The organism is endosymbiont of unidentified scaly snail isolate Monju (assembly GCF_000801295.1).
Taxonomy (GTDB): domain Bacteria; phylum Pseudomonadota; class Gammaproteobacteria; order Chromatiales; family Chromatiaceae; genus MONJU.
The window spans coordinates 2,215,001-2,229,448 of the sequence record NZ_AP012978.1; the positions used below are offsets into that span (position 1 = coordinate 2,215,001).

At 66.9% G+C, this 14,448-nt stretch carries 19 protein-coding genes (1 of these 19 running past the window's edge); 11 read left to right on the forward strand and 8 right to left on the reverse strand.

The features are described 5' to 3' along the window. A protein-coding gene (gene tyrS, locus EBS_RS10630) for a tyrosine--tRNA ligase (protein ID WP_043108630.1) crosses the window boundary here: on the reverse strand, positions 1–149 show its 5' end (the start). It extends 1,063 nt beyond the left edge of the window; the window shows 149 of its 1,212 coding nt (coding positions 1–149); it begins with the start codon at positions 147–149; its stop codon lies off the left edge, out of view. 231 nt (positions 150–380) lie between these two features. On the opposite strand from tyrS, the gene EBS_RS13725 reads away from it, so the two are divergent. Further along, the gene (locus tag EBS_RS13725; protein ID WP_052199527.1) at positions 381–2,390 is read left to right on the forward strand and encodes a peptidoglycan DD-metalloendopeptidase family protein; all 2,010 of its coding nucleotides are present in this window, start codon (positions 381–383) and stop codon (positions 2,388–2,390) included. A 1-nt stretch (position 2,391) separates the two neighbouring features. After that, positions 2,392–3,483, forward strand: a complete 1,092-nt coding sequence (locus EBS_RS10640; protein ID WP_043108632.1) for an anhydro-N-acetylmuramic acid kinase — start codon at positions 2,392–2,394, stop codon at positions 3,481–3,483. Between the two features lie 70 nt (positions 3,484–3,553). On the opposite strand, the gene erpA is transcribed toward EBS_RS10640, so the two are convergent. From erpA to argC, 4 genes are all read right to left on the reverse strand, one after another. After that, on the reverse strand, positions 3,554–3,907 hold the full coding sequence (gene erpA, locus EBS_RS10645) for an iron-sulfur cluster insertion protein ErpA (protein WP_043108636.1): 354 nt from the start codon (positions 3,905–3,907) through the stop codon (positions 3,554–3,556). A gap of 89 nt (positions 3,908–3,996) precedes the next feature. Then, a complete protein-coding gene (locus EBS_RS10650; protein WP_043108637.1) occupies positions 3,997–4,422 on the reverse strand; it encodes a bactofilin family protein in 426 nt (141 codons plus the stop codon). A 34-nt stretch (positions 4,423–4,456) separates the two neighbouring features. Next, positions 4,457–5,140, reverse strand: a complete 684-nt coding sequence (locus EBS_RS10655) for a DUF6776 family protein (protein WP_148307743.1) — start codon at positions 5,138–5,140, stop codon at positions 4,457–4,459. Between the two features lie 28 nt (positions 5,141–5,168). Further along, positions 5,169–6,200, reverse strand: coding sequence for an N-acetyl-gamma-glutamyl-phosphate reductase (gene argC, locus EBS_RS10660; protein WP_043108641.1), 1,032 nt, complete (start codon positions 6,198–6,200; stop codon positions 5,169–5,171). 115 nt (positions 6,201–6,315) lie between these two features. Between argC and EBS_RS10665 the strand changes: the two genes are divergently transcribed. From EBS_RS10665 to hemJ, 4 genes are all read left to right on the forward strand, one after another. After that, complete coding sequence (locus EBS_RS10665; protein ID WP_231892801.1) at positions 6,316–7,650, forward strand: chloride channel protein; 1,335 nt, start codon at positions 6,316–6,318, stop codon at positions 7,648–7,650. Positions 7,651–7,667: 17 nt separating this feature from the next. Then, positions 7,668–8,354: a DUF4126 domain-containing protein gene (locus EBS_RS10670; RefSeq protein WP_043108642.1), complete on the forward strand. Its 687-nt coding sequence runs from the start codon at positions 7,668–7,670 to the stop codon at positions 8,352–8,354. Positions 8,355–8,424: 70 nt separating this feature from the next. Next, positions 8,425–8,757, forward strand: a complete 333-nt coding sequence (locus tag EBS_RS13730) for a peroxiredoxin family protein (RefSeq protein ID WP_171816242.1) — start codon at positions 8,425–8,427, stop codon at positions 8,755–8,757. Positions 8,758–8,767: 10 nt separating this feature from the next. Then, the gene (gene hemJ / locus EBS_RS10680; RefSeq protein WP_043108644.1) at positions 8,768–9,190 is read left to right on the forward strand and encodes a protoporphyrinogen oxidase HemJ; all 423 of its coding nucleotides are present in this window, start codon (positions 8,768–8,770) and stop codon (positions 9,188–9,190) included. 57 nt (positions 9,191–9,247) lie between these two features. Here hemJ and EBS_RS10685 read toward each other — a convergent pair whose 3' ends face one another. The 3 genes from EBS_RS10685 to EBS_RS10695 form a co-directional block, all read right to left on the reverse strand. Next, the gene (locus EBS_RS10685) at positions 9,248–9,607 is read right to left on the reverse strand and encodes a HesB/IscA family protein (RefSeq protein ID WP_043108645.1); all 360 of its coding nucleotides are present in this window, start codon (positions 9,605–9,607) and stop codon (positions 9,248–9,250) included. A 96-nt stretch (positions 9,608–9,703) separates the two neighbouring features. Then, positions 9,704–10,198, reverse strand: coding sequence for a DUF5063 domain-containing protein (locus tag EBS_RS10690; protein ID WP_043108647.1), 495 nt, complete (start codon positions 10,196–10,198; stop codon positions 9,704–9,706). 106 nt (positions 10,199–10,304) lie between these two features. After that, positions 10,305–10,469 (reverse strand): rubredoxin, encoded by a 165-nt coding sequence (locus tag EBS_RS10695; protein WP_148307792.1) that lies wholly within the window; start codon positions 10,467–10,469, stop codon positions 10,305–10,307. 67 nt (positions 10,470–10,536) lie between these two features. On the opposite strand from EBS_RS10695, the gene thiD reads away from it, so the two are divergent. Genes thiD through EBS_RS10720 form a run of 5 tightly spaced genes read left to right on the forward strand, consistent with a single transcriptional unit; the run spans position 10,537 to position 14,447 of the window. Further along, positions 10,537–11,316: a bifunctional hydroxymethylpyrimidine kinase/phosphomethylpyrimidine kinase gene (thiD, locus tag EBS_RS10700; protein WP_043108649.1), complete on the forward strand. Its 780-nt coding sequence runs from the start codon at positions 10,537–10,539 to the stop codon at positions 11,314–11,316. Positions 11,317–11,321: 5 nt separating this feature from the next. Next, a complete protein-coding gene (thiE, locus tag EBS_RS10705; RefSeq protein ID WP_043109724.1) occupies positions 11,322–11,966 on the forward strand; it encodes a thiamine phosphate synthase in 645 nt (214 codons plus the stop codon). Continuing rightward, entirely contained in the window at positions 11,963–13,246 is a 1,284-nt protein-coding gene (hemL, locus tag EBS_RS10710) for a glutamate-1-semialdehyde 2,1-aminomutase (RefSeq protein ID WP_043108650.1), read from the forward strand. The genes thiE and hemL overlap by 4 nt, the downstream gene beginning before the upstream one ends. Then, complete coding sequence (locus EBS_RS10715) at positions 13,243–13,842, forward strand: DedA family protein (RefSeq protein WP_052199529.1); 600 nt, start codon at positions 13,243–13,245, stop codon at positions 13,840–13,842. The genes hemL and EBS_RS10715 overlap by 4 nt, the downstream gene beginning before the upstream one ends. Then, the gene (locus tag EBS_RS10720; protein ID WP_043108651.1) at positions 13,839–14,447 is read left to right on the forward strand and encodes a histidine phosphatase family protein; all 609 of its coding nucleotides are present in this window, start codon (positions 13,839–13,841) and stop codon (positions 14,445–14,447) included. The genes EBS_RS10715 and EBS_RS10720 overlap by 4 nt, the downstream gene beginning before the upstream one ends. Position 14,448: the final 1 nt, after the last annotated feature.

Below are 14,448 nucleotides of genomic sequence, written 5' to 3' on the forward strand. Positions count from 1 at the left end.
CCGAGATGCAGATCGGGTGCGGTCGGATCGAAACCGGCCTTGATGCGCAACGGCCGTTCCTGCTCGAGCTTCTTGCGCAGCTCCTCCTCGGGCAGGATCTCCTCGGCCCCGCGCCGGATCAGTTCCAGAGAATCTTCCAGCATGCCCATCGCAAGCTCCCCGAAATCAACGAAAGGCGGGGAATGTAACAGATTTCACGCCGCCGGTGCCCTGTCCCGGAGAAACGTGAACCGCCCCCTTACAGGGCAGGGCTTTTCTGCCATAATCAGCCAAAACTTGCAGGCAGTTAGGTTGACTAGATGATCCGCGACGCCAGGTTTTGTGCCAAAATCCCAGTTTTCTCTCGAAAAAGTCGCGGAACCACGTCACATTTTCTGAAGATGCTGCCGCTGCTGCTGGCACTGCCGGGGGCAACCCGGGCCGACACGGCACCCTCCGACCGGCTGGTCGCGCCACTCGCACTGCCCACCCCATCCAAGACCACTGCCGCGCCGGCACCACCTGCACCTGACGACAGGCCCAGCCTGCTTGCACCCGAGATCAAGGCGCCCGCAACCGAGGCAGCCGGCCGGGAGATCCGTCACGAGGTGGCCCGAGGGGATACGCTGGCCACCATCTTCTCGCGTCACGGCCTGTCCGATGCCACCCTGATGGCCTTGCTTGAAAACGCGCCGGACGCCCGCTCCCTGGCCCACCTGCAACCGGGCGACATCCTGACACTGCGCCTCTCGCCGGACCGCCGACGACTCGAACACGTCATGCTCGAACGCCGGCGGGGAACAGCGCAGGCATTTGATTTGCCGGCCACGGCTCGGCAACAGAAGAATCCCGCCGCCGCCCCCCCTCCTGCGACAAAGACACGGGAGATCGTGCACCGCATTCGCCGTGGCGAGACCCTGGCCGGCATCTTCAAGCGACTCGGAATCCCCGCGGCCACGCTGCAACGCGTCCTGGACGAAGACCGGCACAAGGCCCGGGCACTGGCCAGGATCCGTCCCGGCCAGCGGCTCCGGCTGCTGGTGACCCGCCGCGCCGGGCGCCTGCTGCGCCTCACTCTGGAAGGCGGCGACGAACCGCTGGTAGTGGCACTGGACTCCAAGGGCAAGACGGTCGCGGAGCCCCCTCCGGCTGCCCCGGCACCGGCCGTTCCTGTCGCGCCGCCTCGCCCGTCCTCCCCGGCTCCCGCCGCCATGACGCAGACAACCGAGAACACGGTCGAGCCCCCCCAAACCAGGATCGCAGAAGTCGCCGAAACGGCAGCCCCGATCACCCTTGAACACGCCTCCCCCCGCGAGATCGTGCACCGGGTGCACCGCGGCGAGACCCTGGCGGCCATCTTCAAGAAATACGGCCTGGGCCCCTCGGTGGTCCACCAGGTACTGCACGCAGGCAAGCCGGCCAAGGCGCTGTCGCGCATCCGTCCGGGACAGGAACTGCGCTTCGAGCTGACTCCCGACGGCCAGTTGCAGCGCTTGACCTTCACGCGCAGCCCGATCGAGCGCCTCCTGGTGGCACAGGCAGACACGGGCTATCGGGTCCGACTCGACAAGAAGAAGGTCGAGCACCGGATCGCCACGGTCGCGGGCACTATCCATTCCTCGCTGTTCGTGGACGGCCAGAAAGCCGGTTTGACCGACAGGCAGATCATGGAACTGGCCGAGATCTTCGGCTGGGACATCGACTTCGCCCTCGAGATCCGCGCCGGCGACCAGTTCCGCGTGGTCTTCGACGAACAACTGGTGGACGGCGAAAAATACGCCAACGGCCCCATCCTGGCCGCGGAATTCGTCAACCGCGGCAAGACCTATACCGCCTTCCGCTTCGAACACGATGGCGAGGTGGGGTATTACGACGCCCAGGGCCACAGCAAGCGGCGCGCTTTCATCCGTACCCCCATCCGCTTCGCCCGCATCAGCTCGCGTTTCACCCGCAAGCGCTGGCACCCGGTGCTCAAGAAGTGGCGCTCCCACAAGGGGGTGGACTACGCGGCTCCCAAGGGGACGCCGATCAAGGCCACGGGCGACGGCAAGGTGGTGTTCCGCGGCTGGAAACGCGGCTATGGCCGGGTGGTGATGATCCAGCATGGACACAAGTACCAGACTGTCTATGCCCACATGTCGCGCTTCCGCCGCAGCGTGCGCGCCGGCAGCCATGTCCGCCAGGGTCAGGTGATCGGCTATGTCGGACAGAGCGGCCTGGCCACCGGCCCGCACCTGCACTACGAGTTCCGGGTGAACGGCCGGCACCGCAACCCGCTCACCGTAAAGCTGCCCCGTTCACTGTCACTGCCGCGGCGGCAGCTGACGGTCTTCAAGCAGCAGACCGCCCCCCTGGCGCAACAACTGGCCTCGCTGCGCGCCAAGAGCATGGTGGCCAAGAACGATCTCTGAAATGCCGGCCACTGCAATCCATGTCGGCCTGATGTCGGGCACCAGCATGGATGGCATCGATGCGGTGGCCGTCACCTTCGCGGAAGAGGGTGTCCGCCTGCTGCGCACCCACCAGCATCCCTGGCCATCCGAATTGCGCGAGCGCCTGCAGCTTGCAGCCAGCCGGCACCCCCTGACCGCTGCTGACCTTGCCGAACTGGACAGTGCCGCCGGTGAAGTGCTGGCCGAGGCCGCCCTGGTCGTGCTCGACGGACTGAAAGGCGAGGTCCGGGCCATCGGCAGCCACGGGCAGACCCTGGCCCACCGTCCCGGCGGCAGACCGCCTTCAACCTTGCAGATCGGCAATCCCGCCATCATCGCCGAGCGCACCGGTATCACCACGGTGGCCGACTTCCGGCGCCGCGATCTGGCCGCCGGCGGCCAGGGCGCGCCACTGGTTCCCGCCTTTCACGAGGCCCTGTTCCGCACGACGGATCGTTACCGCGTCGTCCTCAACATCGGCGGCATCGCAAACATCACCCGCCTGCCGAACAACCCGGGCGAGCCGGTTACCGGTTTTGACACCGGTCCCGGCAACTGCCTGATGGACGCCTGGATCCGCCAGCAGACGGGACAGACAATGGACGAAAACGGACGTTTCGCCGCCAGGGGAGAGATCCGCCCGGCCCTGCTCGAGCGCCTGCTGGCCGACGACTACTTCCGCCAACCCTCACCCAAGAGTACGGGGACCGATCATTTTTTGCTTGACTGGCTCAACGCCCGGCTGCCCGCGGAGCCCATCGCAGCCGCGGACGTCCAGGCCACCCTGCTGGAACTGACCGCCCGCAGCATCGCCGCCGCCATCGACCATCGTACCGAGCAGGTGCTGGTCTGCGGTGGCGGCGTTCACAACCCTCTGCTGATGCAACGCCTGGATGAGTTGCTGCCTTGTCCCGTGGTCTCCACCGCCATGGCAGGACTGGACCCCGACTGGGTGGAGGCGGCGGCCTTCGCCTGGCTGGCCCGCCAGACCCTGGCCGGACAAGCCGGCAACCTGCCAGCAGTCACCGGCGCGACCGGCCCCCGCATCCTCGGCGCCATCTACCCAGCCTGAAAACCGCAAAAACGAAAAAGCCCCCGCCGGCAGCACCGGCGGAGGCTCCTGGCCTGTCGGCGAGACTCCGTCAGACCGAGAAGGAAGAACCGCAGCCGCAGGTGGTGGAGGCATTGGGATTGCGGATCACGAACTGCGCGCCCTGCAGGCCCTCGGTGTAGTCCACCTCGGCACCCATCAGGTACTGGATGCTCATCGGGTCGATGAGCAGCTTGACGCCGTCGGTCTCGACCACCTCGTCCCCTTCGTTGATGTTCTCGTCGAAGGTGAAACCGTACTGAAAGCCCGAACACCCGCCACCTTGCACATAGATGCGCAACATCAGATCGGGATTGCCTTCCTCGGCGATCAGGTCGGCCACCTTCTTCGCCGCCGCCGAGGTAAAGACCAGCGGGGCCTCGGATTGCTGTGCTGCTTCACTCATTTCGGTATTCCTGTCGCTGATGTCCGCCGCCTGCCGACGAACTTCGGGTTAGCCGGAAGTATGCGTATTCCGAGCAATTTGGTCAAGTATTAGACTTCGGCCGTGGCCGACGCCGCTTCCTCGTCCTGTTCCCCGTCATAGCCCAGCCGGCGTGGCGCCTCTTCCGAGACATGCACCAGCTGACCGTTGACCTCGGCTCCCATGGCCATCTCCAGCAAGCGATAGTGAACGGTGCCGGTCACCCGCGCCTGGGAGGCCAGTTCCACACGCTCGCTGGCGTGCACGTCGCCGACCACGGTGCCATTGAGAATCAGCACATCGACCCGTACGTCACCCTCGATGGCGCCCTGCTCACTGACCGTGATCGCGGACCCACCGCCTTCGATGCCGCTGACGTTGCCGATGATCCGCCCGTCGAGGTGCAGACCGCCCTCGAACTCCAGGTCACCGCGAATGACTGTCCCCCGACCGATGACGGTAGACACCTTGGGCGCCTTGAAACGTTTCCTTGCCATTACCGCTGCCTCCACGAGCGTCCGCGACGCCCGTCTATACCTGCCACTTGATGCGCTTCTCGAACGGCTTGAACTTCCTGCCGTCCGGATAGCCCTTGATCACCAGCTCCCGCGGGATGAAACCCACTGGCAGCTTCAGCTTTCCACCGAAACGCTGAAAATGCTTGAACCCCATCTTCAATCCCTGGGCGATGTCGAGCCGCTTCTCGTCGAGCAGACCGGAAAGCCTCAGCTCCAACCGGCCGCTGACCCGTTCGCCCCCCTTGTCCCGCTTCGAGACCAGGAAGCTGAAGGCATACTCACTGCTGTTGCCCTGTCGGGCCAGCTTGACTTCCGACACCTCCAGCGCGGTGACCTTGCCGGAGATCAGGCTGTTGAGAAAGGTCACCTGCTTGCGCAGCTTCGCCTGTTCTTCCTGCGCCACGCGCAGGCTCTCGCGTACCTCCTCGGCGGCTGCACGATCGATCTGCGCGGCCCGCTGGTAACGGGCTGCCAGCTCGCGCTGCTGATCACACTCCTCTCGCAGCTCACCGATCCGCGCCTGCAAGGCCGTGATTTCGGCCTCGGAAGCATTGGCATAGTAACCGGCATGCTGCTGCCCCTGGTGATAGGCAAGCCAGGCCACGCCCGCGAGCGCGACCCCCCCGAGCAGCCAGGGCCAGACCTGGCGCCGCTCGGTCTGCACGATTCGCGGTGTCTTGAATTGCCGCTGTGACATCCTGTACCCCGGCTCCTCACCCACCGCTTCAGGGCGACAACGCCACCTGGCGCAGACCGGTCTGTTCCTCCAGCCCAAACATCAGGTTCATGTTGTGCACCGCCTGCCCGGCGGCGCCCTTGGTGAGGTTGTCGATCACCGACAACACCACCACCACGTCACCGCTCTGGGGGCGGTGCACCGCGATGCGGCAGTAGTTCACGCCGCGCACACTGCGCGTCTCGGGGTGTGAGCCTGGCGGCATCACATCCACGAAGGGTTCCCCGGCATAGCGGCGTTCGAACAGCGCCTGCAGATTGCCGGGCTCGCCGGACAGGCGAGCATAGAGGGTGGCATGGATGCCGCGGATCATGGGGACCAGGTGCGGCACAAAGGTCAAACCCACCTCATCGCCCGCGGCCCAGCCCAGGGTCTGGCGGATCTCCGGCAAGTGGCGATGGCCGGACACCGCGTAGGCCTTGAAGCTCTCACCCACCTCGCCCATCAACATGGCGGCATTGGCCCCCCGGCCCGCCCCGCTGACCCCGGACTTGCAGTCGGCCAGCAAGCTGGTCTTGTCCACCACACCGGCCTCGACCAGCGGCAACAGACCGAGTGCAGCCGCTGTGGGATAACAGCCTGGATTGGCCACCAGGCGCGCCTCTCGAATCCGCTCGCGGTGGATCTCGGGCAGGCCATAGACCGCCTCGGCGAGCAGTTCTGGACAAGCATGCGGTATGCCGTACCACCGTTCCCAGACCTCCGGATCACGAAGACGGAAATCGGCGGCCAGGTCGATCACCTTTACCCCGGCATCGAGCAAGGCCGGGGCCATCTGCATGGCCGTGCCGTTGGGGGTGGCGAAGAACACCAGATCGCATTCCGCCAACATGGCCGGGTCGGGCTCGCTGAACGCCAGATCCACGTGGCCACGCAGGCTCTCGTAGACCTCGCTCACCGGCCGGCCGGCCTCGGCGCGCGAAGTGATTGCCCGCAGTTCCACCTCGGGATGCACGGCGAGCAGGCGCAACAACTCCACGCCCGTGTACCCCGTGCCGCCGACAATGCCCACCTTGATCATGTGCCTCACACCCGATGTGTTTGCTCAAGAAGCTGCATTCTAACCCAAAACGGCAGTGGCGCGAGGCCAGTCGCGATCGGTTAAGATGCCGCCTTTTCCACCATCCCGACGAACCATGCGACGTCATCTGCGCCGATCCAAACGCAAGTTGCTCTCGCCCTGGGCCTGGAAGGTACGCCTGATATTCTGGACTGGCGCAGTGCTCATCGGCCTGGTCTGTGCCCTGCTGGCCCGCCTGGCCGAACACGCCAACGCCGCCTTCCTGAGCCTTGCCCACACCTGGCCACTGGCGCCACTGGTGGTCACTCCGCTGGGCATGACCCTGATCGCCTGGCTGACGATCCGCTGGTTTCCGGGGGCCCAGGGCAGCGGCATCCCCCAGGCCATCGCCGCGCTGCATATCCCCGGCAAGTCGGCCATCCTCTCGCTGCGCATCGCCATCGGCAAGCTGGTGCTGGTGCTCGCCGGACTGCTGGCCGGGGGCTCCATCGGCCGTGAAGGCCCCTCGGTCCACATCGGCGCCTCGATCATGTTCAGCCTCGGTCGCTGGGTGCGTTTCCCGCCGCACTACATGGAGCGCGGACTGATCCTGGCCGGTGGCGCGGCCGGTGTGGCCGCCGCCTTCAACACCCCGCTGGCGGGCGTCCTGTTCGCCATCGAAGAGATGAGCCGCAGCTTCGAACAACGCACCAGCGGCCTGGTGACCGTGGCCGTGGTGCTCGCCGGGGTGACCGCACTGGCAGTGCTCGGGCACTACCACTATTTCGGCAGCATCCACACCGTGACTGCCCCACCGCAGGCGATCTGGAGCGCCGTACTGGTGTGCGGTATCGGCGGCGGTCTGCTCGGCGGCCTGTTCGGTGCCCTGCTGGTGACCGGCAGCCTGCGCCTGGCGCCGCTGGCCCGTCGTTATCCACTGCGCCTGGCCTTCGGTTTCGGCCTGCTGCTGGCAATCATCGCCTGGCTGTCCGGTTACAGCGCCAGCGGCACCGGCTATGCCGAGGCCACGGCCATCCTCGCGGGCACCGCCCCGCACGACCCCTGGTACAGCCTGAGCAAGTTCCTCGCCACGCTGGCCTCCTACCTCACCGGCATCCCCGGCGGCATCTTCGCCCCCTCGCTGGCCACCGGCGCGGGCGTAGGCGCCGACCTGGGCCACTGGCTTCCGGTCGCCCCGCTGCCGATCATGGTATTGCTGGGGATGGTGGGCTATTTCTGCGGCGTGGTACAGTCGCCCCTGACCGCCTTCGTGATCGTGATGGAGATGACCGCCGAGCGCGATTTGCTGCTGCCGCTGCTGGCCACTTCCTTCCTCGCCTACGGGGCTTCGCACCTGGTCAACCCACGCCCGCTGTATCACACGCTGGCCCAGGCCTTCGTCGAAAAAGCTCGCAAACATCGAACTTCCCGTCGCGATCTGCAGTCAGAAACAGCCAACGAGCCGCGATAGATAAAGGAGCCTTTGCCATGGAAGCCGTGCAGACCATCGCCCTGATGATGGGCACCGCCTGGGCCTCGGGTATCAACCTGTATGCCACGGTGCTGATGCTCGGCTGGATGGGCAGCACCGGACAAGTGGACCTGCCGCCCGGGCTGGAGGTGCTCACCGCCCCCTCGGTGATGTTCGCCGCCGGCCTGATGTACTGCGTCGAGTTCTTCGCCGACAAGGTGCCGGGCGTGGACACCGGCTGGGATACCATTCACACCTTCATCCGCATTCCCGCCGGCGCCATCATGGCCGCCGGTGCGGCCGAAGGCCTGGACATCGGGCCGGCGGCCGAGTTGACCGCGCTACTGCTGGGCGGGGCGCTGTCGGCCACCAGCCACGCCACCAAGGCGGGCACCCGGGTGCTGATCAACACTTCACCGGAACCGGTCACCAACTGGATCGCCTCGATCACCGAGGACCTGGTGGTGATCGGCGGGCTCTGGGCCTCGCTCAACCACCCCTGGTGGTTCCTCGCCGGCCTGGTGCTGTTCCTGCTGCTGGTGGCCTGGCTGCTGCCCAGGATCTGGCGCGCACTCAAGCGCATCGCCCGTGCGGTGGGCCGCTGGTTCGGGCGCAGGGATGACCCGGCCCCGGCCGAGGCTTTCGAGGAACGGCGCCGCGACGTGCTGCGCGAGCTCTACGAGGACAAGCGCGACAAGACATGAACAGGCGCAGCGTCCCGTTCCGCTCGACTCTCGTACTGGCGGTGCTGGGCGCACTGGCCCTCGCCGCCTGGTGCTCGACTTCTGGTCGGTGGACTGCCCGATCTGCCTGGCCGACATGCCCGCACTGGCCGCGCTACTGCCCGAGATCGAGGCTCGCGGCGCCCGCCTGATCGGGGTGAACATCCCGCAGGACCCGCCACCGGTGATCATGGAGGCCGCTACGACCCTGGCGCCACCCTGGCCGCTGGCGCTGGATCCACGCGGCGAACTGGCCGCTGCGGTCGGCGGTATCGTCGGCACGCCGACCCTGGTGATTCTGGACCACGAGGGGCGCGTCCACCAGCGACTGGTCGGCGAGCTGGACGCCGACGCCCTGCTGGCCGTACTCGACGCACTGAACTGAGGAGACTGCCATGTGGCTGAAGGCCTGGCATCTGATCGGCATGGTGACCTGGTTTGCGGGGCTGTTCTACCTGCCCCGCCTGTTCGTCTACCACGCCATGAGCGAAGACGAGATATCGCGCGAACGCTTCAAAGTAATGGAACGCAAACTCTACTACGGCATCACCACCCCGGGCGGTCTGTTCACCTTGTTCTTCGGCCTGTGGATGCTCTACGACTACGCCTGGGCGGCCTGGGGTGGTCAGCTCTGGCTGACGCTGAAGCTGACCCTGATCGGCCTGCTGATCGCCTACCACCTCTATTGCGGCAAGCTGGTGGCCGACTTCCGCAAAGACCGCAACCGCCGCTCGCACGTCTGGTTTCGCTGGTTCAACGAACTGCCGGTGCTGATTCTGATCGGCGTGGTACTGCTGGCGGTACTCAAGCCAGCCTGAAGACGAAAAACCCCGGCGCAACGGCCGGGTTTTCGAGGACGGGAAAGCGCCCGCAGGTCAGGAACAACCGCCCTGCGAGCCGCAGGTGCCACAACCGCCCCCCGTGGGTTGCAGGTTGTTGAATACGAAACGTGCCTCGGCACCCTCGCCCACGAAGTCGATCTCGACTCCGCGGATGTGTTCCAGGGTGGCCGGATCGACGATCACCTTGACGCCTTCATATTCGCGCACCCGGTCGTCGTCGTTGAGCTGGTCGGTGAAGGTCATGCCGAAACTCACGCCGCTGCAACCGCCGGGCGTGGCAAACACACGGATGCCCTCGATTTTGTCCTCGACCTGCCCCATCAGCTCGGCCATCTTGTCCTGCGCGGGCAGGGTCAGAGACAGTTCGGAATCGGTCAGTACTGCAGCGCTCATCTCGCTATTACCCCGGGAAGCCAGTGGGAAACGACTTCATTGTAGCACCCCCGCCGGGCAGCAAAACCCGTAACAGGTCAAGGCAAAGTCATCTTCTCACAGCATGCGCCGCGCGCGCAGACCGTAGAGATGTCGTTCGGCATCCACCAGGTGCTGCCCCCAGTGCAGACGGTAGCCGCTGCCCCAGCTGCGCAGGGTCGGCAGAGCGGTGTGTTCCTGGTCCAGTCGGTCCAGGCCGGCCTTCAGCTCCCAATAGATATCGGCCAGATCATCGGCCAGGCTGCCGCTCTGCTCCTGCCAATCGCGCCCCACGTCGAACTCGGTCCAGTAGCTGTCGAGTTCGCCAAGTGCCTGGCGCAGACGGGAAAACAGGGAAAAACGACGCTCCGGGTCGATGTCCGAGAGCAGGTCGTCGGCCTCGCCGGGATCGTCCAGGGTCTCGATAGCGGCGTGCAGTCGCGGCAGCAGCCGGGCCAGCTTTGCCAGGAAAGCGACAGAATCAGCCTCCGGCGCCTTGTCGAAGTCCTCGATGAAGGCACAGTACTCACGCGCGATGCGGGTCAGGTGCCCGACGGATTCGACTGGAGACATGGTCCCTCCCCGGCTCCGGAGCCCCGGCGCCCTTTGATGTTGCACTGACTGAGTGTAGACCAGAATCCCGGCGCCACGGCAACGCCGCGCCTGTCCGGCAGGGATGTCAGATCTCCATCATCTCGAAGTCTTCCTTGCCGGCCCCGCATTCCGGGCATTTCCAGTTGATCGGCACATCTTCCCAGCGAGTACCAGGCGAAATGCCCTCGTCGGGCACCCCCTTGGCCTCGTCGTAGACATAGCCACAGATCACGCACATGTAGACCTTCATCATTCTCTCCTGTCCGTGCAGGTCATTCTGCCAGAAGACGCAACCGACGATGTTGTAGCATGCGCGCATGCAAGAGCGTCCCACCGTGTTGTTCATCGGCGGCCACGACCCCAGTGGCGGTGCCGGTATCCAGGCCGACATCGAGACGGCCCAGGCGCTGGGCTGCCGCGCCGCCAGTCTGGTCACCTGCCTGACCACCCAGGACAGCCGCAATGTGCGTGCCCTGCACCCCCAGCCAGCCGAGGATCTGCTGAGCCAACTGGACTGCCTGCTCGCCGACATGCGCCCGCAGGCGATCAAGATCGGTCTGCTGGGCAGTGCCCAGGTGATCCCGTCGCTGGCCGAACGCCTGGCCACACTGGGTGTACCTCTGGTACTCGACCCGGTGCTGGCCGCCGGTGGCGGACAGCGCCTGGCGGACGAGCGCCTGGTAACGGCCATCCGTCGCCACCTGCTGCCGCTGACCACCCTGCTCACCCCCAACCGGGCCGAGGCCCGGCGACTGGCCATGACCGCCGAACCCGATACTGCCGCCCGCGAGCTGCGGGGCCTGGGGGCGGGTGCCGTGCTGCTCACCGGTGCCGACGAGGCGCGGGGCGACCAGGTGATCAACCGCCTGTTCCACGAGACGGGTGAACAGGACTTCAACTGGCCGCGGCTGCCCCACAGCTACCACGGGTCGGGCTGCACCCTGGCCGCGGCCTGTGCCTGCGGCCTGGCGCGGGGTGGTGATCTCGTATCCGTGACCGAACAGGCTCAGGCCTGGACCTGGCAGGCACTGGCACACGCCGAACACCCCGGCCACGGCCAGTGGCTGCCGCGCCGCCTGGCGGAGACGGAACCGTGAAGACGCTGCGCGGCTTCCCCTTCCAGGGGCTCTACGCCATCACCGACCGAACCTTGTGCGGCAACCACCTGACCGAACGGGTAGCCCAGGCCATCGCCGGCGGTGCGCGGGTGATCCAGTACCGTGACAAGACTCGGGATCACGCACGCCGGCGCGCCGAGGCCGAAGCCCTGCTGGCGCTGTGCCGCGCACACGGGGTGCCCCTGCTGATCAACGATGATGTCGCCCTGGCCTCGACCATCGGCGCCGACGGGGTGCACATCGGCCGCGAGGACGGCGCCCTGGCCGACGCCCGTGCCGCTCTGGGGCCACGGGCCATCATCGGCGTTTCCTGCTACGACCGCTTCGGCATCGCCGAGCAGGCGGTCGCAGACGGGGCCGACTACGTCGCCTTCGGGCGCTTCTTCCCCTCACGCAGCAAGCCGCAGGCGGTACAGGCGCACCTCGAACTGCTGCACCGCGCGCGCCGCGAATTGCCCTGCCCCGTGGTTGCGATCGGGGGGATTACTGCGCAGAATGGCCAGCCATTGATCGAGGCCGGCGCCGACCTGCTGGCGGTTATCGCCGGGGTGTTCGGCCACCCCGATGTCACCGCCACGGCACGGCGCATCAGCCAGTTGTTCCAGACCCATTCGGAGATCACCGCATGAGCGACGCCAGCCAGCGCTTCCAGCACGCCCAGCAACACATCCCTGGTGGGGTGAACTCACCCGTGCGCGCCTTCAAGGGCGTGGGCGGCGAGCCGGTGTTCATCGACCACGCCAGCGGCGCCTACATCTTCGACCCGGACGGTCGGCGCTACATCGACTACGTGGGGTCCTGGGGACCGATGATCCTCGGCCACGCCCACCCCGAGGTGCTGGCGGCCGTCGAGGAGACCGCGCGCCGCGGCCTGTCTTTTGGCGCGCCGACCGAGATCGAGACGCGCATGGCCGACAAGGTGTGCGAGCTGGTGCCCTCGATCGACCTGGTGCGCATGGTGTCCTCGGGCACCGAGGCCACCATGTCGGCGATTCGCCTGGCGCGCGGTTTCACCGGGCGCGACCACATCGTCAAGTTCGAGGGTTGCTACCACGGGCATTCCGATTCGCTGCTGGTGAAGGCCGGCTCGGGCGCGCTCACCCTGGGCGAACCCTCCTCGCCCGGGGTGCCGGCGGCACTGGCCGAACTGACCCTCACCCTGCGCTACAACGACGCCGAGCAGGTGCGCCAGGTGTTCGCCGAGACGGGCGAGCGCATCGCCTGCGTCATCGTCGAGCCGGTGGCCGGCAACATGAACTGCATCCCCCCGGTACCGGGTTTCCTCGAGACCCTGCGCGAGGTCTGTGACCAGTATGGCAGCGTGCTCATCTTCGACGAGGTGATGACCGGCTTCCGCGTGTCCCTCGGCGGCGCCCAGGGACACTACGGCATCCGTCCCGACCTGACCACCCTGGGCAAGGTGCTCGGCGGCGGCATGCCGGTGGGCGCCTTCGGCGGACGCCGCGACATCATGGAACACATCGCCCCGCTCGGCCCGGTCTACCAGGCCGGCACCCTGTCGGGCAACCCGGTGGCCATGGCCGCCGGGCTCCAGACCCTGGAACTGATCTCCACGCCCGGCTTCCACGAAGCCCTGGCCGGCAAGGTCGAGCGCCTGGTCGAGGGCATTCTCGCGCAGGCCCGCAGCGCCGGCGTGCCCATGACCCCCAACCGCGTGGGCGGCATGTTCGGCCTGTTCTTCACCGCGGCCGACCAGGTCACCGACTTTGCCGGAGCCACCGCCTGCGACCAGGAACGCTTCCGCCGTTTCTTCCACGGCATGCTCGAAGAAGGCGTGTACCTGGCACCCTCGGCCTTCGAGGCCGGCTTCGTCTCCTCGGCGCACAGCGACGAGGACCTGCAGGCAACCATCGACACGGCTGGCCGCGTGCTCTCCCGGCTGACTTGATCGATTCGTTCGCCCCCCTGCTCGACTGGATCGCCCAGCACCCCGAGTACGCGGGCTGGGTGATCTTCGGCATGGCCTTCGCCGAGTCGCTGGCCATCATCGGCATACTGGTGCCTGGGGTGGTGATCCTGTTCGGCGCGGGCACCCTGATCGGCTCGGGGGTGCTCGAATTCTGGCCGATGTGCGCCTGGGCGGTGGCCGGCGCGATACTCGGCGACGGCATCAGCTACGCCATCGGCCACCATTTCGACTACCTGGCCGAGCGCTGGCGCTGGTTCCGCCTGCACCCCGATCACCTCGAGCGGGCACACCGCTTCTTTGTGCAATGGGGAGACGTGAGCATCGTGCTGGGCCGCTTCTTCGGCCCCATCCGTGCCCTGGTACCCCTAGTCGCCGGCCTGATGGACATGCCGCCGAAGCGTTTCTACCTGGCCAATGTGCTCTCGGCCCTGGCCTGGGCCCCTGCCTACCTGCTGCCCGGCATGCTGGTGGGCGAGGCGGTGGACGAAGGCAACTGGACCCGGGTGGGCGTCGCCGGTGCAGGCGTCGCCGTGGTGCTCGGCCTGCTGTTCCTGCTGCGCAAGCGTTTCACATGAGCACCACTCTTCTCGACTACCTGCGCCATGGCCTCCCGGAGGGCGGCAGCCGCTACCGTGGCCACGGTGTCGACGACCCGTTGAGCGAGACCGGCTGGACCCAGATGCGCGCCACCCCCGCTGCGCTCGGCGGCTGGCAGGTGGTGGTCAGCTCGCCGCTGACCCGCTGCGCAGCCTTCGCGCAATGGCTGGCCGAGACGCACGACCTGCCCCTGCTCATCGACGAGGACCTGCGCGAAGTCGGCCTGGGCGACTGGGAAGGCCGCACCCGCGCCGAGTTGCAGGCCGAGCGCGCCGACGAGTACCACGCATGCTACGCAGACCCGGTGCACAACCGTCCCGCCGGCGCCGAACCACTGGAGGCCTTCGGCACCCGGGTGGCCACGGCCTTCCAGCGCATTGCTGCCCGCCATGCTGGACAACGGGTGCTGGTGGTCGCGCACGCCGGGGTGATCCGCGCCACCCTGGGGCATGTGCTCGCCGCCCCACCCGCCAACTGGTATCGTGCCGCGGTGGACAATGCCGCGATCAGCCGCTTCGCTCACGATGGCGAAAGCGCAAGGCTGGTCTGGCACAACTGGCGCCCACCGGAGGCCTCCTCGTGAA

What these genes read in the sequence shown, in the direction of transcription:
- EBS_RS13725 (WP_052199527.1), top strand. Translation starts at nt 381, where the DNA reads ATGCTGCCGCTGCTGCTGGCACTGCCGGGGGCAACCCGGGCCGACACG.
- EBS_RS10640 (WP_043108632.1), top strand. Translation starts at nt 2,392, where the DNA reads ATGCCGGCCACTGCAATCCATGTCGGCCTGATGTCGGGCACCAGCATG.
- erpA (WP_043108636.1), bottom strand. Translation starts at nt 3,907, where the DNA reads ATGAGTGAAGCAGCACAGCAATCCGAGGCCCCGCTGGTCTTTACCTCG.
- EBS_RS10650 (WP_043108637.1), bottom strand. Translation starts at nt 4,422, where the DNA reads ATGGCAAGGAAACGTTTCAAGGCGCCCAAGGTGTCTACCGTCATCGGT.
- EBS_RS10655 (WP_148307743.1), bottom strand. Translation starts at nt 5,140, where the DNA reads ATGTCACAGCGGCAATTCAAGACACCGCGAATCGTGCAGACCGAGCGG.
- argC (WP_043108641.1), bottom strand. Translation starts at nt 6,200, where the DNA reads ATGATCAAGGTGGGCATTGTCGGCGGCACGGGGTACACGGGCGTGGAG.
- EBS_RS10665 (WP_231892801.1), top strand. Translation starts at nt 6,316, where the DNA reads ATGCGACGTCATCTGCGCCGATCCAAACGCAAGTTGCTCTCGCCCTGG.
- EBS_RS10670 (WP_043108642.1), top strand. Translation starts at nt 7,668, where the DNA reads ATGGAAGCCGTGCAGACCATCGCCCTGATGATGGGCACCGCCTGGGCC.
- hemJ (WP_043108644.1), top strand. Translation starts at nt 8,768, where the DNA reads ATGTGGCTGAAGGCCTGGCATCTGATCGGCATGGTGACCTGGTTTGCG.
- EBS_RS10685 (WP_043108645.1), bottom strand. Translation starts at nt 9,607, where the DNA reads ATGAGCGCTGCAGTACTGACCGATTCCGAACTGTCTCTGACCCTGCCC.
- EBS_RS10690 (WP_043108647.1), bottom strand. Translation starts at nt 10,198, where the DNA reads ATGTCTCCAGTCGAATCCGTCGGGCACCTGACCCGCATCGCGCGTGAG.
- EBS_RS10695 (WP_148307792.1), bottom strand. Translation starts at nt 10,469, where the DNA reads ATGAAGGTCTACATGTGCGTGATCTGTGGCTATGTCTACGACGAGGCC.
- thiD (WP_043108649.1), top strand. Translation starts at nt 10,537, where the DNA reads ATGCAAGAGCGTCCCACCGTGTTGTTCATCGGCGGCCACGACCCCAGT.
- hemL (WP_043108650.1), top strand. Translation starts at nt 11,963, where the DNA reads ATGAGCGACGCCAGCCAGCGCTTCCAGCACGCCCAGCAACACATCCCT.
- EBS_RS10720 (WP_043108651.1), top strand. Translation starts at nt 13,839, where the DNA reads ATGAGCACCACTCTTCTCGACTACCTGCGCCATGGCCTCCCGGAGGGC.